The sequence below is a fragment of the Blastomonas sp. 34TW genome (genome assembly GCF_059803595.1).
On sequence record NZ_JAPFGW010000009.1, the window covers coordinates 77,216 to 101,393 of the forward strand.

Here is a 24,178-nt window from a genome sequence, read left to right on the forward strand (position 1 = left end):
CGAAGGGCCCGCGCCCACGCTGGCCATATAGCGGGGCCTTCGACAGGCTCAGGCTGAGCGGGGGTGGTGCAGATTGCGCCCAGGCCTCGCCTCATCGCAGCCCGGATTGACTTTCGTCGCTCTCGGCCCTATTTCCGCATGCGTCCCGTCCGGGACCTTCGACGACCCGCTTCACCAGTGACCGGATTACCGGTTGGGCGTCCCGCATCTCTTTCCTGACTGCCGCGTTTCCATTTTTGGCGGCACCCTTCCCACGGAATCCTGCACCTCATGCATCTCAAAGAACTCAAGCAGAAAACCCCCGCCGAACTCGTCACCATGGCCGAAGAGCTGGGCGTCGAGGGCGCATCGACGCTCCGCCGCCAGGACCTGATGTTCGCGATCCTCAAGGAACTTGCCGAAGATGGCGAACAGATCATGGGTCTGGGCACCATCGAGGTGCTGTCCGACGGTTTCGGGTTCCTGCGCAGCCCCGAGGCGAACTATCTCGCCGGGCCCGACGACATCTATGTCAGCCCCAACCAGGTGCGCCGCTTCGGCCTGCGCACCGGTGATACGGTGGAAGGCGAAATCCGCGCGCCGCGCGATGGCGAGCGCTATTTCGCGCTGACCAAGCTCACTGCGGTCAATTTCGACGATCCCGATGTCGTGCGTCACCGCGTCAATTTCGACAACCTGACCCCGCTCTACCCGAACGAGAAGTTGCGGCTCGACACGCTCGACCCGACGGTCAAGGACAAGTCGGCGCGGGTCATCGACATCGTCTCGCCGCAGGGCAAGGGCCAGCGCGCGCTGATCGTCGCGCCGCCGCGCGTCGGCAAGACCGTGCTGCTGCAGAACATTGCCAAGGCGATCACCGACAACCATCCCGAAGTCTTCCTGATCGTGCTGCTGATCGACGAGCGCCCGGAAGAAGTCACCGACATGCAGCGCAGCGTGAAGGGCGAGGTCATCAGCTCAACCTTTGACGAACCCGCGCAGCGCCACGTCCAGGTCGCCGAAATGGTGATCGAGAAGGCCAAGCGTCTGGTCGAGCACAAGAAGGATGTCGTCATCCTGCTCGATTCGATCACGCGTCTGGGCCGTGCCTATAACACCGTCGTGCCTTCGTCGGGCAAGGTGCTGACCGGCGGTGTCGACGCCAATGCCTTGCAGCGTCCCAAGCGCTTCTTCGGTGCCGCGCGCAATATCGAGGAAGGCGGCTCGCTCTCGATCATCGCCACCGCGCTGATCGATACCGGCAGCCGCATGGACGAGGTCATCTTCGAAGAATTCAAGGGCACCGGCAACAGCGAAATCGTGCTGGATCGCAAGGTCGCCGACAAGCGTATCTTCCCCGCGCTCGACGTCGGAAAGTCCGGCACGCGCAAGGAGGAACTGCTGGTGGAGAAGGATATCCTTTCCAAGATGTGGGTGCTGCGCCGCATCCTCATGCAGATGGGCACCGTCGACGCGATGGAGTTCCTGCTCGACAAGATGAAGGATTCGAAGACCAACGAAGACTTCTTCGATTCCATGAACCAGTAATCCTTCAGGGCTGCGACACCCATCATGATGGAACTTTGGAACCATATCGTTGCCGATTTCTCGAATATCGGCTCCCCGTCCGCGCTCGCCGCTTTCGGCCAGGTGCTGATGATCGACGTGCTGCTCGCCGGCGACAATGCCATCGTCGTCGGCGCTCTGGCGGCGGGCCTGCCCGCCGATCAGCGCAAGAAGGTGATCCTGATCGGCATCATCGCCGCTCTGGTGCTGCGCATCGGATTCGCGCTGGTCGTCACCCAGCTGATGCAGATCGTCGGGCTGATCTTTGCCGGCGGCCTGTTGCTGCTCTGGGTCTCGTGGAAGATGTACCGCGAGCTGCAACCGGCGGGCGCGAACGCAGGCTCGCCCGAAATCGAAGGCGACGAGCATAGCGGCGTCGCACCGGCCAAGAGCTTCGCCGCTGCCGCCTGGGCGGTTGCGGTAGCCGATGTCAGCATGAGCCTCGACAATGTGCTCGCGGTGGCAGGGGCTGCGCGCGAACATCCCGGCATCCTGATCGTCGGCCTGATCCTGTCGGTCGCGCTGATGGGCATCGCGGCGAATTTCATCGCCAAATATATCGAGCGCTATCGCTGGATCGCCTATATCGGCCTGGCCGTGATCCTCTATGTCGCGGGCAAGATGATGTATGACGGGTTCGTCGATCCCGGCGTCGGCGTGGTGACGCTGTTCAACTGACCATCGTTTAGCGCGCAACATTTCCTCTCCATCGGTGTTGGATCCCTGATAGGATCGCAACATCGATCGGGGAGGATTTTTGCATGAAGCGGGTATGGCTTTCCGGAATGGTGCTGGCTTGTTTTGCGAGCGGCCCGCTGGTCGCTGAGGAAAAGGCCCAGATCGCCGCCTCGGCCGAAATTGGCCGCAACGTCCAGCTGTTCGAGCTTCCCAAGGGATCGCGCCCGCACGATGTTGCCCCGGCACCCGACGGCAAGATCTGGTACACCGCACAGAAACAGGGTGCGCTCGGCATTCTCGATCCGGTGTCGGGCAAGGTCGTGCAGCTCTCGCTCGGCCCCGATTCTGCCCCGCACGGGGTCATTCAGGGGCCCGATGGCATGGCCTGGATCACCGATGGCGGTCAGAATGCCATCGTCCGCTACGACCCGAAGAATGGCAAGCTGGACGTCTGGAAGCTGCCCGAGGACACGGGCTATACCAATCTCAACACGGGCGCCTTTGACAAGCAGGGCACGCACTGGTTCACCGGCCAGAACGGAATTTATGGCCGGGTGAGCGCCGCCGACGGCAAGGTTCGGGTGTGGAAGGACCCCAAGGGACGCGGCCCCTATGGCATCGCCACCGCGCCCGACGGCACGGTCTGGTATGTCTCGCTCGCGGGCAGCCATCTCGCGCGGATCGACAGCGCCACTGGCGACATCAGCGTGATCGAGCCGCCGACAAAGGACGCAGGGCTGCGCCGCGTCTGGGCGGACAGCAAGGGCGACCTGTGGATCACGGGATGGAATAGCGGCGAGCTCTATCGCTACAGGCCTTCAAACAAGAGCTGGAAGGCCTGGAAGCTCCCCGGACCCGCACCCAAGGCCTATGCGGTCTATGTCGACGAGCGCGACATGGTGTGGGTCAGCGATTTTGGCGACAATTCGACCCGGGTGTTCGATCCGCGAGCTGAGAAATTCGTCCAGCGCTATCCAGGCAGCGGCGAGGGCGCCAATGTCCGCCAGATCCTGGGCCGCAAGGGCGAGGTGTTCCTGCCCGAATCGAGCACCGAGCGGCTGATGGTCATCCGGACCGACAGATGAGGCTGCGCGTTGTCCTGTCGCTGCTGATCCTGATACTGCCCGGTACAGCATTGGCGCAATCCACCAACCAGATGGGTGAACGTGCTTTCCAACGCTGTTACAGTTGCCATTCGGTGCAAAAGGGCGAGAAGGGGCTGAGCGGGCCCAATCTGCATGGGTTGAGCCAGCGCCCCGTCGCTGGCGACAGGACTTTTGCCTATTCCAAGGCTTTCAAGGCTTTCGCCGCCAGCAACCCGCGCTGGACCCCCGAACTGCTCGACCGCTTCCTGACCGATCCGGAAGCTTTGGTGCCAGGCAACCAGATGGGCTTTTTCGGCCTGCGCAAAGCCGAGGAGCGCGCGGCGATTATCGCCTATCTGATGGCGGACGATTAACCACAACGGTTCATATCTATCGTCCCCGCAAAGGCGGGGGTCCCGCTTACTTCAGCGCTTCTCAGTAGCGGGATTCCCGCTTTCGCGGGAATGACGATGCTGGTGTTAGCGGTCTGCCTCTTAACCCGCCCTAGCCAGCATCTCGCCCATTTTCTCCCAGACCTTGTTGACCGCCTTCAGCGGCCGCACCATCACCTTGAAGTCCTCGATCTTGCCATCGGCATTCCAGCGGACCATGTCGACGCCGTTGACCTGGATGCCATCGAGCACGAGCGCGAATTCGAGCACGGCGGTGTCCCCATCGACGATCTCGCGGACGTAATGGAAGCTGTCATTGCCCAGCACGTGCGCGGCGGCGTGCAGATAGGCGAAGACCTTGGCCTTGCCTTCTTGCGGGGTGTGGACGACGGGCGAATGGAATACCGCGTCGTCTGCCAGCATGGCGCTCAGCTTTTCGGGGTCCGAGCCGCCATGCATGTAATCGTGCCAGGCGGCGATTCCGGCTTGTGCGACGCTCATGCCAGATGCTCCGCAAAGAAGGCAGCGGTGCGGCCATCGGCGAGCTGCGCGCCGGACTCGTCGCGGCGGTTGCCCATCTCGGCGGCAAAGCCGTGATCGAGCCCTTCATAATCATGCAGCGTGACCTTGGGGTGATCATCCAGCCCGGCATGAATCGCTGCCTGCGCCTCGGGCCCGACAAGATGGTCCGCGGTCGGAATGTGCAGCATCAGGGGATTGGCAATCGCGTGCGCCTCGCCCAGCATCTGGTCGATCATCACGCCGTAATAGCCAACGCTGGCGTCGATATCGGTGCGCGCAGCCGTCATATAGGCGAGTCGTCCGCCGAGGCAGTAGCCGACCGCGCCGACCTTGGCGACGCCATCAAGCCCGCCGATGCCGGACCGGATCGCGCGGATGGTCGCCTCGATATCCTTGACGCCATCATCGGGATCATACTGGCCGAAATAGCCGAAGGCTTCGTGCAGCTCGGCCTCGACATCGGGGTCGAGCTCGATCCCCGGCTTGATCCGCCAGAACAGATCGGGCGCGACCGCGAGATAGCCTTGCGCCGCCCACCCATCGCACTTCTGGCGGATGCCCGGATTGACGCCGAAAATCTCCTGGATCACGATGATCGCGGCCTTTGGCGTGCCTTCGGGCGCGGCGACATAGGCGTCGAAGCTTGCCTCGTGGTCGAAAGTGGCGATGCTGTGCGTCGAACCCATTCTGCTCTCCATCATCAATTCGATTGATTTGTGACCCGTTTATACCCACTTTGCCCGTGCTGATAAGCGTGAATCCGGGGCTTGGGGGCCTTTGCGCTGACAAGAGGGTAATGCCATGAAAGTGAATATCGAAGTCGATTGTTCCCCGGAAGAGATGCGCCGATTCATGGGGTTGCCCGATGTCTCCGATGTCAACAAGACCTATGTCGATGGTGTCGTCAGCGCGATGAAGGGCACCAGCAATGTCGACCAGCTGCAGACCATCGCCAAGAACATCGCCCCGATGGGCGAAATGGGCCTGCGCTTCTTCCAGCAGATCATGGACGCCGCTGCCGCCGGGGCGAGCGGCAAGAAGTCCTCGGACTGACCTTTCCCCTTATTGAACCGTGACTGCGGGGGCGACGATCTATGCGCTGTCGAGCGGCGCACCTCCCGCAGCCCTGGCGATCATTAGGATCAGTGGGCCGCAGGCAGGAACGGCGCTCAAGGCGCTTTCCGGCGCGCTGCCCGGGCCGCGCCGCGCCTCTTTGCGTACCCTGCGCCATCCGGTCTCGAGCGAGATACTCGACCGTGCGCTCATCCTGTGGTTTCCAGGGCCAGACACGGCCACGGGCGAGGATCTGGCCGAACTGCATCTGCACGGAGGCAGGGCAGTGGTGCGCGCGGTCGAGATCGCGCTTGCAGGGATTGAAGGGCTCCGGCTCGCGGAACCGGGCGAATTCACCCGCCGCGCCTTTCTCAACGGCCGCATGGACCTGGCCGAGGCCGAGGGCCTGTCCGATCTGTTGTTCGCCGAGACCGAGGCGCAGCGCGTCGCCGCGATCCGCATGGCGAGCGGGCATCTTTCGCGCCAGGTCGAGGCGTGGCGGCGCGATGTGCTGAGGCTCTCTGCGCTGGTCGAGGCCGATCTCGACTTTTCCGATGAGGATGATGTGCCTGAGCATGCCGTTGATGCGGTGGGGCAGGGGATCGGCACGCTGGCAGGCGATATCGACCTTGCGCTGGCAAGGCCGCGCGCCGAGCGGTTGCGCGATGGTATCCGCGTGGTGCTTGCCGGGCCGCCCAATGCCGGCAAGTCCACATTGCTCAACGCCCTGCTGCAGCGCGAAGCGGCCATCGTATCCGATATCGCGGGGACCACGCGCGATGTCATCGAAGCGCCGGTGGCGCTGGGCGGAATCCCTTTCGTGCTGACCGATACGGCGGGGCTGCGCGACGAGGGGGCCGAGGAGATCGAGTCCATTGGCATTGCCCGGGCGCAAGATGCGATCGCGGCGGCGGACATCGTCCTGTGGTTAGGTACAGAAGGTGAAGGGCCTTCTCATCCTGCCCTGTGGGAGGTCGAGTCGCAGATTGATCGAACGGGTGTTCCACGTGAAACAAAGCAGGTGGCACGCCATCGGCTTTCGGCGAAGACGGGGCAGGGGCTCGATGCGCTGATCGACGATCTTGTGGCAACAGCGCGGACGTTGCTTCCGGCGAGCAACGAGGTCGCGCTCAACGCGCGCCAGCACCGGCTGCTCGGCGAATGCGCCTCCGCTCTCCACGGAGCCAGGGCACAGACGGACCTGTTGCTTCGTGCCGAAGGTCTGCGGCTCGCACGACATGCGCTCGACCAACTGCTTGGCCGCACGCATGTCGAAGATATGCTCGACGCTCTGTTCGGCGCGTTTTGCATCGGGAAATGAACCTCTCCCCTGCCGCTGGCGGGAGGGGAGACAGTACGGCTCGTTATGCCGTTTCGCTCGCATGACACCCCCTCGACCGAATCCCGCAATTGCTGTATGCGCGGCTCCATGCAGCAATTTGATGTTCTGGTGGTCGGCGGCGGTCATGCCGGTTGCGAAGCGGCGGCGGTCGCCGCGCGCATGGGTGCGCGCGTCGGGCTGGTCAGCTTCACGCGCGACGCGATCGGGGCGATGTCGTGCAATCCGGCGATCGGTGGCCTGGGCAAGGGCCATCTCGTGCGTGAGGTGGATGCCTTTGATGGCCTGATCGCGCGCGCGGCAGACAAGGCCGCGATCCACTATCGCATGCTCAACAGCTCGAAGGGCAGCGCGGTGCAGGGGCCGCGCGTCCAGGCCGATCGCAAGCTGTACAAGGCTGCGATCCAGGCGATGCTGGCAGCGCAGCCGAACCTGTCGATTGTCGAGGGCGAGGTCGCAGCGCTACGGCTCGAACAGGGCCGGGTGGCAGGGGTCGATCTCGCCGATGGCGGTGCAGTTGCCGCACGCGCCGTGGTGCTGGCGACCGGGACCTTTCTGGGCGGACGATTGTTCCGCGGCGAAGAGCGGCTCGAGGGCGGTCGCATCGGTGAACCCGGTGCGAGCCTGCTCGCGCAGCAGCTCCGCGCGGCCAATCTGCCGATGGCGCGTCTCAAGACCGGCACCCCTCCCCGCATCGATGGACGCACCATTAACTGGGCGCAGCTCGAGGAACAGCCGAGCGACGGCGAAGCCTGGACCATGTCGCCGCTGAGCGAAGGCCGCACAGTACCGCAAGTCTTCTGCGCGATCACCCGGACCAGCCAGCAGACGCATGATATCATCCGCGCGAATCTCGACCGTTCGCCGCTGTTCAGCGGTGCGATCGGGGCGCAGGGACCGCGCTACTGCCCCTCGATCGAGGACAAGATCCACCGCTTCGGCGATCGCGACGGGCATCAGGTGTTCCTCGAGCCCGAGGGTCTCGACACGCATCTGGTCTATCCCAACGGCATCTCGACCTCGCTGCCCACCGATGTGCAGCTCGCCTTTGTGCGCAGCATGGCGGGGCTCGAGCGCGCCGAGATTGTCGTGCCGGGATATGCGGTCGAATATGACCATATCGACCCACGCGCGCTCGACCATCGGCTGGAAGTGCGCGCGATCCCGGGGCTCTATTGCGCGGGCCAGATCAATGGCACGACCGGGTACGAGGAGGCTGCGGCGCAAGGGCTGACTGCAGGCATGGCGGCTGCCGGCGCGGTGCTGGGTCGTGACATTGTGTTGCCCGATCGTGCGAGCAGCTATCTCGCGGTGATGATCGACGATCTGGTGCTGCAGGGCGTGACCGAGCCCTATCGCATGCTCACCGCGCGCGCTGAATATCGCCTGCGTCTGCGCGCCAACAATGCGACCGACCGATTGACCGGAATGGCCATCGCCAATAGCGCGGTGGGTGAGGAGCGCCAGCGCTGGTTCGAGCAGCGCCAGCAGGCCAAGGCCGAGATGCTTGCCGTGCTGGAGCGTCAGGCGACATGCACCGAGCTGGCGGCACTCGGCCTATCGATCAAGGCCGATGGCACGCGGCAGAGCCTGTACGATTGGCTGCGCTTCCCATCGGTCACGCTCGATTCCTTGGCTGGGCTGCTGCCCCATGCCGCTGCTGCGCTGCCCGAAGACCTCCGTGCCGAGATCGAGGAGGATGCGGTCTACGCGCCCTATCTCGCGCGGCAGGATGCCGAGCTGCGCGACCTTCGCGCGAACGAGAAGGTGCTGCTGGGGGCGGATATCGATTATCGCGCGATCACCGGGCTGTCGAACGAGATGGTCGAGCGGCTCGATCTTGCCCGGCCCGAGACGCTGGCCGAGGCGGGACGGGTTCGGGGTGTCACTCCTGCAGCGCTCGCTGCCATTCTCGTGCACGCCCGCAAGCGCGCAGCATGATTCTCGAGACCGAGGACCAGGCCCGATCCTGGGTTGCCAGCCGGCCAGGTGTTTCACGTGAAACAATGGACCGGCTCGATGCGCTGGCCGCGTTCGTGGCGGAAGAGGCGAGGCACCAGAACCTTGTATCGGCGGCGACCCTGGCATCGATGTGGCAACGCCATATCGCCGACAGCGCCCAGCTGTTGCGCTTCGCCGCACCGCAGCCCGATGAGCACTGGGTGGACCTGGGCAGTGGTGCGGGCTTTCCTGGACTGGTGATCGCGCTGCTCGCGCCGTGCCGGGTTACTCTGATCGAGTCGCGCGGCTTGCGCATCGCCTATCTGGACAAAGCCATCGATCGGTTCGGGCTTGGGGGGCGGGCCGAGGTGGCGGGCAGTGCGCTCGACAAGGTGGAGAGCTTTGCTGCCGATTACATATCCGCGCGTGCGTTTGCGCCGCTGCCGCGTCTGCTGGAGGGGGCGGGGCGCTTTTCCACAGAAAAGACGCGCTGGTTGCTGCCAAAGGGACGCAATGCGCGTGCAGAACTGGAAAGCATCGCCGCGGCGTGGCAGAAACTGTTCCACGTGGAACAGAGCCTCACCGATGCCGACGCCGCGATTCTCGTCGGAACCGGACGCGTAGCGCCGATCGAAGCCCGGCAGGCACCGCGCCGCAAGATCGAGCGCAGACACAGGAGCAAAAGATGATCCGCATTGCGGTCGCGAATCAGAAAGGCGGGGTGGGCAAGACCACGACCGCGATCAACCTGGCGACGGCGCTGGCAGCGACCGGACTGTCGGTGTTGCTGATCGATCTCGACCCGCAAGGCAATGCCTCGACCGGGCTCGGCATTGCGCGCAACGATCGCGAGTATTCGAGCTATGATCTGCTCACCAACGAAAGCTCGCTCGTTCAATGCTGCGTCCCGACGCAGATTCCGGGGCTCGATGTCATCCCGGCGACGGTCGATCTTTCGGGCGCAGAGATCGAGATGGTCGATCTGGAAATGCGCACGCACCGGCTGAAGGCGGCAATGGACAACGCGCCCGAAGATCGCTGGCAGGTGTGTCTGATCGATTGTCCGCCTTCGCTCGGTCTGCTGACCCTGAATGCGCTTGTCGCCACCGATCAGGTGCTGGTCCCGCTGCAGTGCGAGTTCTTCGCGCTCGAGGGACTGAGCCAGCTGCTGCAGACGGTCGAACGCGTGCAGCAGCGGTTCAATCCGGATCTGTCGATCATCGGTGTGGTGCTGACCATGTACGATCGCCGCAACCGGCTGACCGATCAGGTTTCCGATGACGTGCGCGCGGTGCTCGGGCGGCTGGTGTTCGATACCGTGATCCCGCGCAATGTGCGCCTGTCCGAAGCGCCGAGCCATGGCATGCCGGCGCTGATCTACGACCATCGCTGCGTCGGATCGGAAGCCTATATCGCGCTGGCCCGCGAATTCATCACCCGCATGCCGCGCATGGAAGAGGAAGCTGCCTGATGGCCGAAGACAATAGCGGTCTGCCCGATATCGCCAAGGCGCTGGGACGCAAGCGTCCGAGCGGGCTGGGGCGGGGGCTCAATGCGCTGCTGGGCGAAGTCGGGCGCGAGGAACCGCTGGTGCGGCGCGACGAGGGCAGCGAGGGGCAGCCCGGTTCTGCCACCGGCCTGCGCACGCTGCCGCTCGCCGAGATCCGCCCGCACCCCGGCCAGCCCCGCCGTTATTTCGACGAGGAAGCGCTCGATGATCTGGCGCGCTCGATCGCGCAGCGCGGGGTGATTCAACCGGTCATCGTCCGTCCGCGCAAGGGTGGGGGGTATGAGCTGGTCGCCGGCGAACGCCGTTGGCGCGCGGCGCAGCGCGCCCGGCTGCACGAGATTCCGGCGATCGTCCGCGAACTCAGCGATCCCGATACGCTGGCACTGGCGCTGATCGAGAATATCCAGCGCGAGGACCTGAATCCGGTCGAAGAGGCCGAAGCCTATCAGCGGCTGGTCGGCGACCAGGGCTATACCCCGGTCGAGGTCGCGCGGATGGTCGACAAGTCGCGCAGCCATATCGCGAACCTCATGCGCCTGCTCGCATTGCCGCAGCCGGTGCTCAAGATGGTCGCCGACAAGAGCCTCAGCATGGGTCATGCCCGCGCGCTGATCAACGTGCCCGATGCCGAGGCGATCGCCGCCGAAGTGGTCGATCGCGGTCTTTCGGTGCGCGAGGTCGAGAAGCTGGTGCGCCGCGCGCGCAGCGATGCCGGGGGCAAGCCGGGCGGCAGGTCCCGCACTGGCGGGGCGGGCGATCCGGCGAGCAATGCCGATATCGAGGCGGTCGAGCGGCATCTGGAAGACCTGCTCGGCCTCAAGGTCAAGATCAGCAGCGAGGCGAACCAGCGCAGCGGCAGCGTCACCATCCGCTATGGCAATCTCGACCAGCTCGACCTGATCTGTCAGCGTCTTTCGGGTGAGATTATCTAACTATTACAGATATTTAACCTTTCATTCCCGCGAAAGCGGGAATCCCGCTTCAAGTGCGAACGTTCAGGGCAGCGGGACCCCCGCCTGCGCGGGGGTGACGATGAAAAGGGGGTAGAAACTTCAGCCCCGCTCCACCGCGTTCAGCTCGTTGATCGCCTTGTGCACCCGCGCCTCGATCTCCTCGCGCGAGAGCCCTGCAGGGATCATCTCGCCGAACTTGTAGATGATCACGCCGGGGCGCTTGATGAAGCCGCGCCGGGGATAGAGATGCCCGCTCGCCAGCGCGATCGGCACCACCGGCAGCTTGGCGAGCTTGTACAGCCCGGCAAAGCCCGCCTGGAGCGGCGGCTGCTCGCCTGGCGGGGTGCTGGTGCCTTCGGGATAGATCACGATCGATCGCCCTTCGGCGACAAAACGGCGCACCTCGGCCATCATGTTGCGCAGCGCCACCGCGCCGCCCGCCCGATCGATGAAGATCATGCCATAGGTGCGCGCGATATGGCTCCATAGCGGAATGCGCGACAGCTCGATCTTGGCGACGACGGCAGGCCGGTTGAAGATGCGCAGCAGTTCGATCGTCTCGAAAAAGCTTTCGTGCTTGATGGCATAGAGCACCTGGCCCTGCGGTATCGGCCCTTCGATGCGCACGCGGATACCCAGAAACGTCCGCGCGCAGCAATAATGATACATGCCCCATCCGCGCGCCATGCTCTGCAGCCGGTGCCGCGAGAAGGGCAGGATGATGAAGGCGATGATGACGATGAACACCGATCCGCCGTAAAAGGCGATGGTGAACAGGATAGACCGGAAAATCGCCAGCAGCGTGCGTGCCATGATCAGACCCCGAACAGCCCGGCGATGACGCGCAGCACCAGCTTGTTATATTCGCGCCACAGCGTCATCAGGCTGGGCTTGCTCGCGACCGCATCGGGATAGATGGCGATGTCGTCGGGCAGCGCGCGGTGCAGCTCATATTCGGCGCGACGCATGTGCCAGTCGGTGGTGACCAGCCGGACCGACTTGACCTTGCGCTGCTTGGCCCAGCGCGCGGTCTCCAGGCCGTTCGAGCGCGTGTCATAGGCGCGAAAGCCGAGGTCGACGCAGCAGTCGAACAGCGCCACCGATCCGGGGAAGCGTGCGCTGAGCTCTGCCGGACGAACATCGCGATCGACGCCCGAAATCAGCATGCGCTCGGCCCATTTGTTGCGCAGCGCCTCGAGCCCGCGGTCGATGCGCAGCGGGCCGCCGGTGGGCACCACCACGGCATCGGTCTGCTGGTCGCCCAAGGGCTGGGGCAGCAGGATCGCGAACCAGGCAAAGCCCAGGATCCAGGCCAGCAGCACCGATGACAACAGGCGAACGATCACAGCTTCTTCCTGAGCGCGCCGAGCACCGTCACCCGCGCGGTGAACACTGCGAGCGCAATACCCGCTATCGGCACAGTTGCAAGCTGCAGCCAGTCGATCGGGCCGAACGATCCGGCAGAAATCAGCCCCGAATCGAGCCGGGCGGCGGCGCGCCCGAGCATCCAGAGCACCGGCGCAGCAAGCAGGCAGCCGATCAGCGCTCCCATGGCGGCATCGAGCGCGATGCGGCGCTGGAACAGCCGCGCGATCTGCTGATGCGTGCTGCCGAGCAGGTGCATGATGTCGATCGTCTCGGAATGCGCGGCAAAGCTGCTGCGGGCCGAGAGCATGACCGAGGCGGTGGTGGCGAGCGCGAGCAGCGCGACCAGCGCGATCGCCAGCCAGCGCAGCGTCCCGATCAGATCGAACACCGGTTTCAGCCACTGGCCATGCGCATCGATCCGCGCATCGGGCGCGACGGGCCTCATTGCGCGGCGCAGCCGGGTGAGCGTGGCAGTATCGGCCTCGGCGCGAAAATCGACATCGATCAGCGCGGGCAGGGGGATGTCGCGGCTGACCGCGCCGCTGCCCAGCCATGGCGTCAGCAGCGCACGGACCTCGGCCTCGCTCACCTGGGTGACGCTGGCCACCGCGCGATCGGAGCGCAGCAGCGCCTCGGCCGCGAGCGCCTGTTTCTGCCGCGCCTCGGCATCGGCATTGACGATCTGCACCGTTGCCCGGCCCGCAAGATCCGCATTGATCTGCTGCGCCGCGCTGCCCAGCGCCAGCGCTGCCGCAGCGGCGAGCAGGGTGAGGAACAGCATCACCGCGATTACCCAGGGCATCGGCCCGGTCAGCCGCGCCTGCGGGATCAGCCGGCGGTCGTGCCCGGTGGGGAAGAGCGCGCCGAGCATCAGCGTGCCTCGCCGGGCTTGCCGGGCATGTCGCCCCAGCCGGTCATGTCGGACGGGCGCGGCGGATAGCGCAGCGCACCGGTGGGGTCGGACAGGCGCCCGCCTTCCAGCCGCATCATCTGCGCGCGCTTGATCCGCGTCATCAGGTGCACGTCATGCGTCGCGACGATGATCGTGGTGCCCATGCGATTGAGCGCCTCAAACAGCCGCAGCAGCTTCACCGCCATATCGGGATCGACATTGCCCGTGGGTTCGTCGGCGACGAGAATGTCGGGCCGGGTGATGACCGCGCGCGCGATCGCGACGCGCTGCTGCTCGCCGCCCGAAAGCGTCGCAGGCAGGGCATCGCCGCGCGCGCTCAGCCCCACCCAGTCGAGAATCTCGCGCACGGGCGTCGCGATATCGGCATCGCGCATCCCCGCGATGCGCAGCGGCAGCGCGATATTGTCGAATGCAGAGAGGTGCGGCACCAGCCGGAAATCCTGGAAGACGACGCCGATGCGACGGCGAAAGCCGGGCAGCCGGTCGCGCGCCAGCGTCATGAGGTCGCTGCCGAACAGCCGGATCATCCCGCGGCTGGGCCGCTGCGCCAGATAGAGCAGCTTGAGCAGCGAGGACTTGCCCGCGCCCGATGGCCCGGTGAGGAAATAGAACTGGCCCGAGAACAGCGTGAACGAAAGGTCGATCAGCGCCTCGGGCCCGGTGCCATAGCGCAGCCCCACATTCTCGAACTGGACGATGCTTTCGACCGAAGGGGCCATCTGCGGGGCGCTCATGCAGCGGCGATAGCGCGGCGCGGCCCAAACAGGCAATGGGAATGCGCACCCTCACGTCACCCGCACTGCCAAATCCTGCAGCCATGGCGTCAAGCCGTTGAAAAACCGCCCTTGCGCGCAATCAGCAGTGGAAAACATGGGGTCACCGCGTTTGCAGGCGCTGCAAGCCCCTTGCGGCGATTCGCCCATCATGGTTAGAAACGCCATGATTATTGCGTGCCCTGCGTGCAACACCCGCTATGCGGTTCCCGACAGCGCCATCGGTATCGATGGACGATCGGTGCGTTGCGCCAAGTGCGGGCACAGCTGGTTCCAGCATGGTCCGGACATTCCCGCGCCGGAGTCGGTCGCCGACCCTGTAGTGCAGCCTGCGCCCACCCCCGCACCTGCGCCGGTCGCAGAAACGGCAGCACCTGCCGCTTCGCCAGCAGCGCCGGTCGAATCCGAGCCAAGACCGGCTGCGCCTGCGCCGCCGCCGACAGCGAGCCCGGAGCCGCCGATGGTCGCGCCGGTGCCGGTCGAGCCCGAATCCGCCCGCGAGCCGGAGCCCGAATTGCCGCCGCTGCCCCGGCCGGTTCCTCCGGTCGACCGTCCGATCGTCGCCAGCTATGCCGACGACGCGCTGGCCGATCGGCCGAGCAGCTTCAGCCACGAGCCGCCCTTCCGTCCGCGCCGCAACCCGGCCAAGCTGTGGATGATCGGTGCGGTCGCCTTTGCGCTCGTTGCATCGGGGGCAGCGGTGGCGATCCAGACCTTCGGACTGCCCGGCTTCATCGCCGATTACAGCCTGCCCTTTGCCGAGGTCGAGCCCGATCTGGTGATCGATTTCCCGCCCAAGAAGCAGGAACGGCGCACCCTGCCCAACGGCACCGAATATTTCAGCGCCTCGGGCACGATCAAGAACCTGAGCCAGCGCGCGCAGGATGTGCCGCCGATGCTGGTGGTGCTGCGCGATGCGCAGGACCGGGTAGTGTTCAACTGGATCATCAACCCGCCGGTCGAGAAGCTGGAGCCAGGCCAGTCGGCCGATTTCCGCCAGGCGATGGTCGATGTTCCGCGCTCTGCCACCTCGGCCGAGATCGCCTGGGCCAAGCGCAACTGATCGCACGCGCTGCCTGACAGGCACACGAGATTCCCTTGTTGCTATGGGCGTTACGCTTTGCTAATGGCGCGGCCTGCCACGCGGGCAGGGCCGTCGAAACGGCCGAAATCCCCGCGAATTGCTGGACTGTGCGGTCATGGCGGAATTGGTAGACGCGCAACGTTGAGGTCGTTGTGGGCGAAAGCCCGTGGAAGTTCGAGTCTTCTTGACCGCACCAGTCACTTCGGGGTTCCGCCGCTCAGGCGGCCCCTCATCCTCCCGACAACCGCTTTCCGATCGCCTGGCCCATGCGCAGCGTCGCGCCGGGCTGAAGCGCATCGGTCCAGGCAACGCGGCCCGGCTCGAACAGCAGCACCACGGTCGATCCCAGATAGAAGCGGCCCATCTCGTCGCCCGCCGCGAGGTGGAAACCGCTAGCCGAGAAATCCTCGGCGACCGGCGCGGTTTCATGGTCGGCAAAACGGTGCGGCCAGACGGTGTCGATCCCGGCGACGATCATCGCGCCGACCATCACGCTCGCAAACACCCCATCGTGCCCGTCGAACAGACATGCCAGGCGCTCGTTGCGCGCGAACAGCCGGTCGACCCCTGCGGCGGTGCCCGGATTGACCGAGAACAGCTTGCCGGGAAGGTATACGGTCGATTGCAGCGTTCCCGCCGCCGGCATGTGCACGCGGTGATAGTCGCGCGGGCTCAGGTAAATGGTGACGAACTGCCCGCCATCGAAACGGTGCGCGTCGCCGCTTTGGCCGCCGAGCAGCTCCTCGACGCTGTAGTCGCGCCCCTTGGCCTGGATGATGCGCCCGTCGCGGATCGGCCCCGCCTGGCTGACCGCGCCGTCGGCGGGGCTGAGGATGAAGCGCCCCGCATCGGCGAGCGGACGCGCTCCGGGCTTGAGCTCGCGGGTGAAGAAGTCGTTGAAGCTGGCAAACTGTCCGAAGCCGCGCGCCGCCTCGCCCATGTCGACATTATAGGCGGCGGCAAAGCGGCGGATCATCCGGTCGCGCAGCCAGGGGCTCTCGCTCGCCGCCAGCCGTCCGGCGAGCCGGGTCAGCGCGTGCTGCGGTACGAGATGCTGGAGCGCAATGAAGGCAGAGGACATTTCCCTGCTCTAACGCACGCATCGTGACGCGACCAGTGGCTTGACCCGCCTTTCGTCGCACCCGTCAGGCGCTGACCCAGCTGCCATGGAAGCTGACCGGCAGCGCGATGTCGCTGCGCCAGCTCGCCACCGGGCCATCGGCGATGCGGCGGGCATCGAACAGGTGCAGCTCGGTGGCGCTGGCGTCGAGGTTAAGCGTGGTGCCGATCAGGTGATGCGCGCCTGCGGGCACGAATTCCTCGACCAGATGCCGCGCGCCGAAATCGAAGCTGTCATGGCGTCCCCTGACCCAGTCCCAGCTGCCGACGCTGCGCGCAAACGGCCGGTCGCCGGTATAGCCGCCGACATGCACCGTGGCCGACCGGGGCAAGCCGGCCCGCTCGGGCGCGCTGCGCGGGAATTCGGCGGTGATCCCGGCCGGCGTCAGCGTCGCGCGGCCATCGGGGTGCAGCGCGACCAGGTTAAGCTCGGGCCGTTCGGCATGGACATAGCGTCCCTCGACCAGCCCGGGTGCGCCTTCGACCGCAAAGGTCACGTCCTTGTGGAAGCAGCCATCGAAACGGATCGTGCCGTCCGTCTCTTCCCAGGCATCGCCCAGATGAAAGAAGGAGAGCGGCGGCAGATCGAACACGCGGGCCTTCGACAGGTCGTCCTTGTCGAGCACCAGCACCTTCGATCCCAATTCGGGCTGCCAGGTCAGGCTTTTCGAGAAGGGCAGCTTCATCGCACCCGCGATCCAGGGCTGGCACAGGATCACCAGGTGTCGCGCGGTCGCGGTGAAATCATGGATATAGCTCGCCATCGGCAGCTTCACCGCTTCGCCCGCCTCGAACGTGCCATGCTTCGACAGCCGCCAGACATAGACCGCCGCCCCGCCCGATCCGATGTTCCAGATGCGGCCATCGGGCTCGATGCGCGGATGCGCGAGGAAGGGCATGTGCTTCAGGTCGTCGCGAAAGGTGACCTGGCCGATCGTGTCCAGCGTGCCCGGGTCCATTGCGGTGGCAGAGCCCGCCTCCCATAGCGCCAGCAGGCGATTGCCCGCCTTGATGACATGCGTGTTGGCGGCATTGGTATCGTCGGAGCTTCCGACGAGCGCGCCGGGCTGCTCGAGCGTGCCGAAGCCCGGCTGGACGATGCGGCCGAGCTTTTCCTCGAGGCGGCGCTTGGGCGTATCGACAAAGCGCGCGGCGAGCCGTGCCTCGTTGCCGCGCAGCTGCCAGGCGCGGATCAGCCCGTCGCCATCGAACCAGTGGCCTGAAGCGCTGTCGCCCCGCCGGAAGCGCGCCGGTCCGTTGCGGTAGAGCGTGCCAGCCAGATCGGGCGCACGGCCCTGGATGCGGCGGAGGCTGCGCGGGGCGATGTCTGCCAGAATGTCGGTGGTGCCCAGCGTCCAGTCGGGCGCGGTAGCCACGGCGGCAGCGGCACGGGCGGTAACGGGGGCGAGGGTGCCGAGCGCGGCCAGGCCTCCACCGATCAGCAGATCACGACGGTTCATGAGATCGTGTCCTTACTGGATCGCGATGCGGGTTTCGGAACCGCCGGCGGGCACGTCGAAGCTGGCCGCCTGCCAGCGCGCCGGGCCGCCCACGGGCTTGGCGTTGTTCGAAAAGGCAAAGGGTTCGAGCGGCATGCCGAAGGGGTTTGTCTTCATCTTGCCGTCGCCATCGACATCATGAAACGCCTTGATCGCATAGCGGCCGGGCGCGAGGCCCTCGAAGCGGACCGAGACGGTCTTGCCTTCCACCTTGGCCATCGCGGCGCGCACCGGCTTGCCGCCCGCATCGTGCGCACCTTCGTTGTCATAGAGGCTGAGCAGGATCTGGCCCTCAGGCATCTCGATCTGCTCGAAGGTAACGGTCAGCGCCGCGTTGGAGGCGGCAGGGGCGGTAGCGGGCGCGCTGGCCCAGGCGATGCCGTTTCCGGCGGTGGCAAGCGCGAGCGTGGCGGCGAGATACAGGGCTTTCATGGGTCTGGTTCTCCTTGCGGGTTGCGATGGCGACGGGGCCATGCTTGACCCCCTCACCCTGGCGCAGCTAGACCCGGCTGTCCTGTCCGGTTACGCGAGTTGCCCGCCCTGATGCGTGAGTTGCCACCCCCTGCCGTTCACGCTTCGCGAAATGCTTGGGATGCGAAAAGCCAGGCATTGCGGGGACTTGTCATCGGGATAATCGCGGCGGCGGTGCTCGCCTATCTGGGCGCGATGGGCACCCAGGCTGCGCCCTTTCTCCAGCGCTTTGCCTATTGGGCGGCGGTGATCCTGCCCGGATCGCTGCTCGGCCTGGGGGTCAATGCGCTGGTGCGCGGCTGGGGCGGCCTCGCGGCGCATCGCTGGGCAGAGGCCGGGCTGGTCGCGCTGCTCGTCTCGCTGCCGCACAGCTTCATCGTCATCGTGGTCAGCGCGCTGTTCTTCGGCATCGGCCTGATCACGCCGATCGTCGTGCTCGAATTCTGGCTGGCGGTGCTGCTCATTTCGGTGGTGCTCACCACGATCAACTATCTGGCGACTGGACACCAGGTCGTCCAGGCGGCGGTCGTGCCCATGCCGCAGCCTGCAACCGAGCCTGCGCCCGCATCGACCTCTGCCGAAGCCCCCGTGACCGATCACTCCGCGCTTCCGCCGCTGCTCGCCGAAAAGCTGCCGCACCGGTTGCGCGCCGGACGGCTGATCGCGATCGAGGCGGAGGACCATTATCTGCGCGTGCATACCGATCTGGGCAGCGATCTGGTGCTGATGCGCATGGCCGATGCCTGTGCGCTGCTCGACGATTCGGCGGGCGCGCGCGTGCATCGCAGCTGGTGGGTTGCGCGCGATGCGGTGCAGGCGGTGCGCCAGCAATCGGGCCGGATGGAACTGGCGCTGCCCGGTAATATCAGCGCGCCGGTGTCGAGGGCGATGCAGCCGGTGCTGCGCAGCCAGGGCTGGCTATAGGCGGGCGAACCAGGCGCTGATGGCATTGACGATCCGGGCTGAGCTCTTGCCGTCGCCAAAGGGATTGTGCGCCTGCGCCATCGCGGCATAAGCTTGCCCATCGTCGAGCAGCCGGGTCGCTTCGGCGATGATCGTCGCGCGGTCGGTGCCGACCAGCTTCGCCGTGCCCGCCGCGACGCCCTCGGGCCGCTCGGTGGTGTCGCGCATCACCAGCACGGGCTTGCCGAGCGCCGGAGCCTCTTCCTGCACGCCGCCGCTATCGGTCAGCATCAGCTCGGCAATCTGCAGCAGCCGGGTGAAGTTGAGATAGTCGAGCGGCTCGAGCAGCGCGACATTGTCCAGCCCACCCAGGATCGGCAGCATCGCGGCACGCACCTGCGGATTGAGGTGCACGGGGAAGATGATCGCGACATCGTCGCGCGCGGCGAGTTCGCGAATGGCATGGGCGATATCGTCCATCCCGCTGCCGAAATTCTCGCGCCGATGGGTGGTGACGCCGATGATCCGCTTGCCCGCAAAGCGCTGTTCGATGGGCGCGATCACGTTCGCCCGGCCCGGATCGGCTTCCAGCTTGCCGGTCACCCAGTGCAGCGCATCAATCACGGTGTTGCCGGTGACCAGAATCTTCGCCTCGTCCACCGCCTCGCGGCGCAGGGCGCTGGCGGCGGTTTCGGTCGGTGCGAAGTGCAGGTCGGCGAAGGATCCGATGATCTTGCGGTTCACCTCTTCGGGCCAGGGATGATAGATATTGCCCGAGCGCAGGCCCGCCTCGACATGCGCGACCGGAATCTTGCGATAATAGGCGGCGAGCGCGCCGCACATCGCGGTCGCAGTATCGCCCTGCACGATCACCATGTCGGGCTTTTCGGCATCGAGCACGCTGCCGATGCCGGTGAGCAGCCGCGCGCTGATCTCGTCGAGGCTCTGGCCCGGCTGCATCAGCGCGAGGTCATGATCGGGTACCAGCCCGGCGATTTCCAGCACCTGGTCGAGCATCTCGCGATGCTGGCCGGTGACCAGCACCACCGGTTCCAGATCCGGCGCGGCCTGGAGCGCGGCCACCACCGGGAACAGCTTGATCGCCTCGGGCCGGGTGCCGAAGATCACCGCGATACGTCTGGCCATGCTCCGCTCTCCCTTCAGGCGTCGTGGCTCAGCGGCCGACGCTCACATAATGGAAGCCCGCCGCCTTCATCTGCTCGGGCTTGTAGATGTTGCGCAGGTCGACCAGCGTGTTGCCGCGCATGGTGGCGAGCACGCGGGGCAGCGCGAGCGCGCGGAACACGTCCCATTCCGTCACGATCACCGCGCAATCGGCATCCTGCAGCGCCTGATACGCCCCTTCCGCCATGATGACCACAGGCATCAGCGACCGTGCCGCCTCCATGCCCTCGGGATCATAGGCGATGACCTCAGCGCCCGCGTCGATCAGCCCCTGGGCGATGACGATCGCGGGGGCATCGCGCATGTCGTCGGTATTCGGCTTGAAGGTCAGGCCCAGCATCGCGATGCGCTTGCCCTCTACATCGCCGCCCATCGCCGCGATCACCTTGCGCGCCATCGCGCGCTTGCGCAGGTCGTTGACGCGCACCACGGCCTCGACGATCTGCAGCGGGGCCTCATGGTCCTGCGCGGTCTTCATCAGCGCGAGCGTGTCCTTGGGGAAGCAGCTGCCGCCATAGCCGGGGCCGGCATGCAGGAACTTGGCGCCGATCCGCCCATCGAGCCCGATGCCGCGCGAGACGTCCTGCACGTTCGCGCCGACCTTCTCGCACAGGTCCGCCATCTCGTTGATGAAGGTGATCTTGGTGGCAAGGAACGCGTTCGCGGCGTATTTGATCACCTCGGACGTGCGGCGCGAGACGAACAGAATCGGCGATTCGTTGAGGAACAGCGGCTGGTAGATCTCGCGCATATATTCGCGTGCCCATTCGACCTCGGTGCCGACGACGATGCGGTCGGGCCGCTTGAAATCGCCGATCGCCGCGCCCTCACGCAGGAATTCGGGGTTGGAGACGACCTCGAAATCGGCCTCCGGCGCGGTCTGTCGGATGATCTTCTCGACCTCGTCGCCGGTGCCGACCGGAACGGTCGATTTGGTGACCACGACGCAGCGCTTGCGGATCGATTCGCCGATCTCGCGCGCGGCATCGCGCACATAGCTGAGGTCCGCAAAGCCGTCGCCGCGGCGCGAGGGCGTGCCCACCGCGATGAACACCGCATCGGCATCGGCGACGCTCGAGGGCAGATCGGTCGAGAACGACAGGCGGCCAGCGCGCACATTGGCGGCAACCAGCCCTTCAAGCCCCGGCTCGTAGATCGGCATCTTGCCGGCGAGCAGAGATTCGATCTTGGCCGGATCCTTGTCGACGCAGACCACGTCATGGCCGAAATCGGCGAAACAGGCACCCGACACCAGGCCGACATAGCCCGAACCAATCATCGCGATCTTCATAAGGGGATAAGCTCCACAGCGTTTGCGTGTCGTCTAGTGGGCGCAAAACGGGGCGTCAAATCCCCGCCGCGCCGGGCCGGCCGGACGCCTTAACGCGCGAATGTTGCAATGGTCTGAACGCCCGGCAGTCCGGTCAGGCGATCAGAGCGGCTTTTCGTAGATCAGATATTCGCGGTTGACCTTGCTCTCGATCGCATCGGCGATCGCGTTCATGCCCTGATTGTCCTCGAGCACCCAGCCGATCTCGCCGCGCACCGTGCCGTAATTCTTCACCGCCTCGACGCGGATTGTCTCGATCAGCATGAAGGCAAGCTGCGCGGCCATGCGCGTGTTCTGCAGGTCCTTGACCACGCCCATCAGCGGCACGCGCACGCTGGGCGAACGGCAGGTGCGCAGCCACCAGAGCAGCTTGGCCCAGCCGAAGGGGAAGAGCGATCCGTTGAGCGGCGCGGTGACGGTGTTGATATCGGGCAGCGTCATCAGGAACGCGACAGGACGGCCGTCATATTCGGCGATCATGATCAGGTCCTCGCGCACCAGCGGGCGCAGCTTCTTGCCGATATAGGCGACCTCTGCATCGGTGATCGGCACGAAGCCCCAGTTCTCGCCCCAGGCATCGTTGAGGATCGCCAGGATCGTGGCGGCATCCTCGTCGAACCGGCTCTTGTCGACCTTGCGCAGCCGGATGCGCTCGTTCTTGCGCCCGGCGGCGACGATGCGCTGGACCAGCGGCGAAAAGCCCTCGACGATCGGCAGCTCGTAGGACAGCAGCTTCTTGGCGGGCGTGTAGCCGGCGCGCTCGATCCAGCCCTGATAGGCGGCGTTGTGATGCCCCATCATGATGATCGGCGGGCGGTCATGGCCGAAGGTGAGCAGCCCCGGCTCGTCCCAGATCGACAGGCTCAAGGGGCCGAGTGCGCGGGTCATTCCCTGGTCGCGCAGCCATTGCTCGGCCGCGTTCAGCAGCGCGCGGGCTACGGCCTCGTCCGCCGCCTCGAACATGCCGAAATTGCCAGTGCCGGGGCCCATGCCCTGTTCGACCGGCTGGGTCAGCGCGAGATGGTCGATATGCGCTGAGATGCGCCCCACCACCTTGCCACCGCGCCGCGCGATCATCGGCTGGACGGTGGCATGGCCATAAAACGGGTTCTTGGCCGGATTGAACATCTCGTAGACTTCGGCGCGCAGGGGCGGCACCCAGGCCGGGTCGGAGGCATTCAGATCATAGGCGATATCGACGAACGCCTTGAGGGCGGCCTTGTCGTTCACCGGGCTGACGCTTATCTGCTGCTGGTCCGCCAAAACTCATCCTTCATCGTCATGGAAGCCCCAAAGGGCCGTGCCCTTTGTCGCTCCGCCATGATCTGTGTCAAGGAATTGCGGGCCAGATATTGCCATCATGCTGCCACGTTGCCGTGGCTTAAGCGGGCGATCAGTACAGGAACATCATGGCTAGCAGTTTCCCCCTTTCCGATTCCGGCCGCAGTGCCGCCCAGGGCGCGACCCTGGCGCGCGCCAGCGGCCAGGTGCCCGACGACATGGCGATGATCCGCGCGGCCGCATCGCTGACGCGCGATCTCAACGCCGCGAAGCCGGGCGTTTACTGGGCGGACATGCTCGCCTCGGTCGCGGTCGGCTATGGCGCGCTGGTCGGCGCGATCCTGGTCGATGGCACCGGGCTAGCGCTGCTGTGCGCGCTGGTCGCGATCCTGGCGCTCTACCGCGCGGGCAGCTTCATCCACGAACTGACTCATTTGCGCCCCGATGCCGTCCCCGGATTCAATGCCGGCTGGAACGCGCTGGTCGGCATTCCGCTGCTCATTCCCAGCTTCATGTACGAGGGCGTGCACAATCTGCACCACCAGCGGCTGCGCTATGGCACGGTCAAGGACCCCGAATATCTGCCGCTCGCGCTGATGAAGCCGTGGACGGTGCCGCTGTTCGTGCTGGTCGCGGCCCTGGGCCCGATCGGCCTTATCGTGCGCTATGGCGTGCTGTCGCCGCTCTCGCTGATCATCCCGCCGCTGCGCCGCATCGTCGTCGAGCGTTATTCTGGGCTGGTGATCAACCCCGCCTTCCGCCGCGTCATGCCCGAGGGCGAGGCGCGCCGCCACTGGCTGGTGCTCGAAACGCTCGCCAGCGCCTGGGCGATGACACTGATCGCGCTGGTCGCGACCGGCACCTTGCCGCTGCGTGCCTTCCTGATTGGTCTCGCCATCGTCTCGGGCACCATGGTGCTCAACCAGATACGCACCCTGGTCGCGCATCTGTGGGAGAACGAGGAGGAGCCGATGAGCGTGACGGCGCAATATCTCGACAGCGTCAACGTGCCGCCGCCCGGACTGCTGCCCGAGCTCTGGGCGCCGGTGGGCCTGCGCTACCATGCGCTGCACCATCTGCTGCCCGGCATACCCTATCACGCGCTGCCCGAGGCGCACCGCCGCCTGGTGCGCGAACTGGGCGTGGAATCGACCTATAGCCTCGCAAACTATCGCAGCCTGAGCGGGCTGGTGGCGCGGCTGGTGAAGAGCACTTTCGGACGGCGCTGAATTCC

25 protein-coding genes and 1 tRNA gene are annotated in these 24,178 nt (G+C 65.7%); 14 read left to right on the plus strand and 12 right to left on the minus strand.

Annotated elements, in window-relative coordinates; all coding sequences use genetic code 11:
* Nucleotides 1-270 precede the first annotated feature (270 nt).
* The 4 genes from rho (at nucleotide 271) to OPU69_RS12625 (ending at nucleotide 3,682) form a co-directional block, all read left to right on the plus strand.
* A complete protein-coding gene (gene rho, locus OPU69_RS12610) occupies nucleotides 271-1,527 on the plus strand; it encodes a transcription termination factor Rho (RefSeq protein ID WP_060977948.1) in 1,257 nt (418 codons plus the stop codon).
* A gap of 24 nt (nucleotides 1,528-1,551) precedes the next feature.
* On the plus strand, nucleotides 1,552-2,223 hold the full coding sequence (locus tag OPU69_RS12615) for a TerC family protein (protein ID WP_498511460.1): 672 nt from the start codon (nucleotides 1,552-1,554) through the stop codon (nucleotides 2,221-2,223).
* 83 nt (nucleotides 2,224-2,306) lie between these two features.
* Nucleotides 2,307-3,308 carry a Vgb family protein gene (locus OPU69_RS12620; RefSeq protein ID WP_498511462.1) on the plus strand — a complete coding sequence of 334 codons (1,002 nt, stop codon included), beginning with the start codon at nucleotides 2,307-2,309 and terminating at the stop codon, nucleotides 3,306-3,308.
* A complete protein-coding gene (locus OPU69_RS12625; protein ID WP_498511464.1) occupies nucleotides 3,305-3,682 on the plus strand; it encodes a c-type cytochrome in 378 nt (125 codons plus the stop codon). Before OPU69_RS12620 ends, OPU69_RS12625 begins: the two co-directional genes overlap by 4 nt.
* A gap of 120 nt (nucleotides 3,683-3,802) precedes the next feature.
* Here OPU69_RS12625 and OPU69_RS12630 read toward each other — a convergent pair whose 3' ends face one another.
* Together OPU69_RS12630 and OPU69_RS12635 are read right to left on the minus strand one after the other, a co-directional pair.
* The gene (locus tag OPU69_RS12630) at nucleotides 3,803-4,201 is read right to left on the minus strand and encodes a nuclear transport factor 2 family protein (RefSeq protein ID WP_060977944.1); all 399 of its coding nucleotides are present in this window, start codon (nucleotides 4,199-4,201) and stop codon (nucleotides 3,803-3,805) included.
* Nucleotides 4,198-4,908, minus strand: a complete 711-nt coding sequence (locus tag OPU69_RS12635; RefSeq protein WP_060977943.1) for a dienelactone hydrolase family protein — start codon at nucleotides 4,906-4,908, stop codon at nucleotides 4,198-4,200. The genes OPU69_RS12630 and OPU69_RS12635 overlap by 4 nt, the downstream gene beginning before the upstream one ends.
* 115 nt (nucleotides 4,909-5,023) lie before the next feature.
* Here OPU69_RS12635 and OPU69_RS12640 point away from each other — a divergent pair, with 115 nt between their 5' ends.
* From OPU69_RS12640 to OPU69_RS12665, 6 genes are all read left to right on the plus strand, one after another.
* Nucleotides 5,024-5,275 (plus strand): DUF6489 family protein, encoded by a 252-nt coding sequence (locus OPU69_RS12640; protein WP_060977942.1) that lies wholly within the window; start codon nucleotides 5,024-5,026, stop codon nucleotides 5,273-5,275.
* Between the two features lie 19 nt (nucleotides 5,276-5,294).
* Nucleotides 5,295-6,596, plus strand: a complete 1,302-nt coding sequence (gene mnmE, locus OPU69_RS12645; protein ID WP_498511467.1) for a tRNA uridine-5-carboxymethylaminomethyl(34) synthesis GTPase MnmE — start codon at nucleotides 5,295-5,297, stop codon at nucleotides 6,594-6,596.
* 108 nt (nucleotides 6,597-6,704) lie between these two features.
* A complete protein-coding gene (mnmG, locus tag OPU69_RS12650; RefSeq protein WP_498511469.1) occupies nucleotides 6,705-8,555 on the plus strand; it encodes a tRNA uridine-5-carboxymethylaminomethyl(34) synthesis enzyme MnmG in 1,851 nt (616 codons plus the stop codon).
* Nucleotides 8,552-9,244, plus strand: coding sequence for a 16S rRNA (guanine(527)-N(7))-methyltransferase RsmG (rsmG, locus tag OPU69_RS12655; protein WP_498511471.1), 693 nt, complete (start codon nucleotides 8,552-8,554; stop codon nucleotides 9,242-9,244). The genes mnmG and rsmG overlap by 4 nt, the downstream gene beginning before the upstream one ends.
* A complete protein-coding gene (locus OPU69_RS12660) occupies nucleotides 9,241-10,026 on the plus strand; it encodes a ParA family protein (RefSeq protein ID WP_060977939.1) in 786 nt (261 codons plus the stop codon). The genes rsmG and OPU69_RS12660 overlap by 4 nt, the downstream gene beginning before the upstream one ends.
* Complete coding sequence (locus tag OPU69_RS12665; RefSeq protein WP_060977938.1) at nucleotides 10,026-10,997, plus strand: ParB/RepB/Spo0J family partition protein; 972 nt, start codon at nucleotides 10,026-10,028, stop codon at nucleotides 10,995-10,997. Before OPU69_RS12660 ends, OPU69_RS12665 begins: the two co-directional genes overlap by 1 nt.
* 120 nt (nucleotides 10,998-11,117) lie before the next feature.
* Here OPU69_RS12665 and OPU69_RS12670 read toward each other — a convergent pair whose 3' ends face one another.
* From OPU69_RS12670 to ftsE, 4 genes are read right to left on the minus strand one after another with little or no spacing between them, the layout of a single operon-like run.
* Entirely contained in the window at nucleotides 11,118-11,831 is a 714-nt protein-coding gene (locus tag OPU69_RS12670; RefSeq protein ID WP_060977937.1) for a lysophospholipid acyltransferase family protein, read from the minus strand.
* Between the two features lie 2 nt (nucleotides 11,832-11,833).
* Nucleotides 11,834-12,364 carry an ElyC/SanA/YdcF family protein gene (locus OPU69_RS12675; protein ID WP_181267015.1) on the minus strand — a complete coding sequence of 177 codons (531 nt, stop codon included), beginning with the start codon at nucleotides 12,362-12,364 and terminating at the stop codon, nucleotides 11,834-11,836.
* Nucleotides 12,361-13,257: a cell division protein FtsX gene (locus OPU69_RS12680; RefSeq protein ID WP_060977935.1), complete on the minus strand. Its 897-nt coding sequence runs from the start codon at nucleotides 13,255-13,257 to the stop codon at nucleotides 12,361-12,363. The genes OPU69_RS12675 and OPU69_RS12680 overlap by 4 nt, the downstream gene beginning before the upstream one ends.
* Nucleotides 13,257-14,018 carry a cell division ATP-binding protein FtsE gene (gene ftsE, locus OPU69_RS12685; RefSeq protein ID WP_060977961.1) on the minus strand — a complete coding sequence of 254 codons (762 nt, stop codon included), beginning with the start codon at nucleotides 14,016-14,018 and terminating at the stop codon, nucleotides 13,257-13,259. The genes OPU69_RS12680 and ftsE overlap by 1 nt, the downstream gene beginning before the upstream one ends.
* Nucleotides 14,019-14,238: 220 nt before the next feature.
* On the opposite strand from ftsE, the gene OPU69_RS12690 reads away from it, so the two are divergent.
* Together OPU69_RS12690 and OPU69_RS12695 are read left to right on the plus strand one after the other, a co-directional pair.
* The gene (locus OPU69_RS12690) at nucleotides 14,239-15,135 is read left to right on the plus strand and encodes an MJ0042-type zinc finger domain-containing protein (RefSeq protein WP_498511475.1); all 897 of its coding nucleotides are present in this window, start codon (nucleotides 14,239-14,241) and stop codon (nucleotides 15,133-15,135) included.
* Nucleotides 15,136-15,265: 130 nt separating this feature from the next.
* A tRNA-Leu gene (locus OPU69_RS12695) sits at nucleotides 15,266-15,352 on the plus strand.
* A 33-nt stretch (nucleotides 15,353-15,385) separates the two neighbouring features.
* Here OPU69_RS12695 and asd read toward each other — a convergent pair.
* From asd to OPU69_RS12710, 3 genes are all read right to left on the minus strand, one after another.
* Nucleotides 15,386-16,237, minus strand: coding sequence for an archaetidylserine decarboxylase (gene asd, locus OPU69_RS12700; protein ID WP_060977933.1), 852 nt, complete (start codon nucleotides 16,235-16,237; stop codon nucleotides 15,386-15,388).
* A 64-nt stretch (nucleotides 16,238-16,301) separates the two neighbouring features.
* On the minus strand, nucleotides 16,302-17,735 hold the full coding sequence (locus OPU69_RS12705) for a carotenoid oxygenase family protein (protein ID WP_060977932.1): 1,434 nt from the start codon (nucleotides 17,733-17,735) through the stop codon (nucleotides 16,302-16,304).
* A gap of 12 nt (nucleotides 17,736-17,747) precedes the next feature.
* Nucleotides 17,748-18,206: a DUF2141 domain-containing protein gene (locus tag OPU69_RS12710; protein ID WP_060977931.1), complete on the minus strand. Its 459-nt coding sequence runs from the start codon at nucleotides 18,204-18,206 to the stop codon at nucleotides 17,748-17,750.
* A gap of 177 nt (nucleotides 18,207-18,383) precedes the next feature.
* Between OPU69_RS12710 and OPU69_RS12715 the strand changes: the two genes are divergently transcribed.
* Nucleotides 18,384-19,169, plus strand: coding sequence for a LytTR family DNA-binding domain-containing protein (locus tag OPU69_RS12715; RefSeq protein WP_498511478.1), 786 nt, complete (start codon nucleotides 18,384-18,386; stop codon nucleotides 19,167-19,169).
* On the opposite strand, the gene wecB is transcribed toward OPU69_RS12715, so the two are convergent.
* From wecB to OPU69_RS12730, 3 genes are all read right to left on the minus strand, one after another.
* Nucleotides 19,164-20,294, minus strand: a complete 1,131-nt coding sequence (gene wecB, locus OPU69_RS12720; RefSeq protein WP_498511480.1) for a non-hydrolyzing UDP-N-acetylglucosamine 2-epimerase — start codon at nucleotides 20,292-20,294, stop codon at nucleotides 19,164-19,166. The two genes, OPU69_RS12715 and wecB, sit on opposite strands and share 6 nt — an antisense overlap.
* A 28-nt stretch (nucleotides 20,295-20,322) precedes the next feature.
* Nucleotides 20,323-21,624, minus strand: a complete 1,302-nt coding sequence (locus tag OPU69_RS12725; protein WP_498511482.1) for a UDP-glucose dehydrogenase family protein — start codon at nucleotides 21,622-21,624, stop codon at nucleotides 20,323-20,325.
* 141 nt (nucleotides 21,625-21,765) lie between these two features.
* A complete protein-coding gene (locus tag OPU69_RS12730; protein WP_498511484.1) occupies nucleotides 21,766-22,926 on the minus strand; it encodes an N-acetyltransferase in 1,161 nt (386 codons plus the stop codon).
* A gap of 146 nt (nucleotides 22,927-23,072) precedes the next feature.
* Between OPU69_RS12730 and OPU69_RS12735 the strand changes: the two genes are divergently transcribed.
* Complete coding sequence (locus OPU69_RS12735; RefSeq protein ID WP_498511486.1) at nucleotides 23,073-24,173, plus strand: fatty acid desaturase family protein; 1,101 nt, start codon at nucleotides 23,073-23,075, stop codon at nucleotides 24,171-24,173.
* Nucleotides 24,174-24,178: the final 5 nt, after the last annotated feature.

Bases quoted from the DNA above. Each gene is read 5' to 3' on its own strand.
- rho (WP_060977948.1), top strand. From the start codon at position 271: ATGCATCTCAAAGAACTCAAGCAGAAAACCCCCGCCGAACTCGTCACC.
- OPU69_RS12615 (WP_498511460.1), top strand. From the start codon at position 1,552: ATGATGGAACTTTGGAACCATATCGTTGCCGATTTCTCGAATATCGGC.
- OPU69_RS12620 (WP_498511462.1), top strand. From the start codon at position 2,307: ATGAAGCGGGTATGGCTTTCCGGAATGGTGCTGGCTTGTTTTGCGAGC.
- OPU69_RS12625 (WP_498511464.1), top strand. From the start codon at position 3,305: ATGAGGCTGCGCGTTGTCCTGTCGCTGCTGATCCTGATACTGCCCGGT.
- OPU69_RS12630 (WP_060977944.1), bottom strand. From the start codon at position 4,201: ATGAGCGTCGCACAAGCCGGAATCGCCGCCTGGCACGATTACATGCAT.
- OPU69_RS12635 (WP_060977943.1), bottom strand. From the start codon at position 4,908: ATGGGTTCGACGCACAGCATCGCCACTTTCGACCACGAGGCAAGCTTC.
- OPU69_RS12640 (WP_060977942.1), top strand. From the start codon at position 5,024: ATGAAAGTGAATATCGAAGTCGATTGTTCCCCGGAAGAGATGCGCCGA.
- mnmG (WP_498511469.1), top strand. From the start codon at position 6,705: ATGCAGCAATTTGATGTTCTGGTGGTCGGCGGCGGTCATGCCGGTTGC.
- rsmG (WP_498511471.1), top strand. From the start codon at position 8,552: ATGATTCTCGAGACCGAGGACCAGGCCCGATCCTGGGTTGCCAGCCGG.
- OPU69_RS12660 (WP_060977939.1), top strand. From the start codon at position 9,241: ATGATCCGCATTGCGGTCGCGAATCAGAAAGGCGGGGTGGGCAAGACC.
- OPU69_RS12665 (WP_060977938.1), top strand. From the start codon at position 10,026: ATGGCCGAAGACAATAGCGGTCTGCCCGATATCGCCAAGGCGCTGGGA.
- OPU69_RS12670 (WP_060977937.1), bottom strand. From the start codon at position 11,831: ATGGCACGCACGCTGCTGGCGATTTTCCGGTCTATCCTGTTCACCATC.
- OPU69_RS12680 (WP_060977935.1), bottom strand. From the start codon at position 13,257: ATGCTCGGCGCGCTCTTCCCCACCGGGCACGACCGCCGGCTGATCCCG.
- ftsE (WP_060977961.1), bottom strand. From the start codon at position 14,018: ATGGCCCCTTCGGTCGAAAGCATCGTCCAGTTCGAGAATGTGGGGCTG.
- OPU69_RS12690 (WP_498511475.1), top strand. From the start codon at position 14,239: ATGATTATTGCGTGCCCTGCGTGCAACACCCGCTATGCGGTTCCCGAC.
- asd (WP_060977933.1), bottom strand. From the start codon at position 16,237: ATGTCCTCTGCCTTCATTGCGCTCCAGCATCTCGTACCGCAGCACGCG.
- OPU69_RS12705 (WP_060977932.1), bottom strand. From the start codon at position 17,735: ATGAACCGTCGTGATCTGCTGATCGGTGGAGGCCTGGCCGCGCTCGGC.
- OPU69_RS12710 (WP_060977931.1), bottom strand. From the start codon at position 18,206: ATGAAAGCCCTGTATCTCGCCGCCACGCTCGCGCTTGCCACCGCCGGA.
- wecB (WP_498511480.1), bottom strand. From the start codon at position 20,294: ATGGCCAGACGTATCGCGGTGATCTTCGGCACCCGGCCCGAGGCGATC.
- OPU69_RS12725 (WP_498511482.1), bottom strand. From the start codon at position 21,624: ATGAAGATCGCGATGATTGGTTCGGGCTATGTCGGCCTGGTGTCGGGT.
- OPU69_RS12735 (WP_498511486.1), top strand. From the start codon at position 23,073: ATGGCTAGCAGTTTCCCCCTTTCCGATTCCGGCCGCAGTGCCGCCCAG.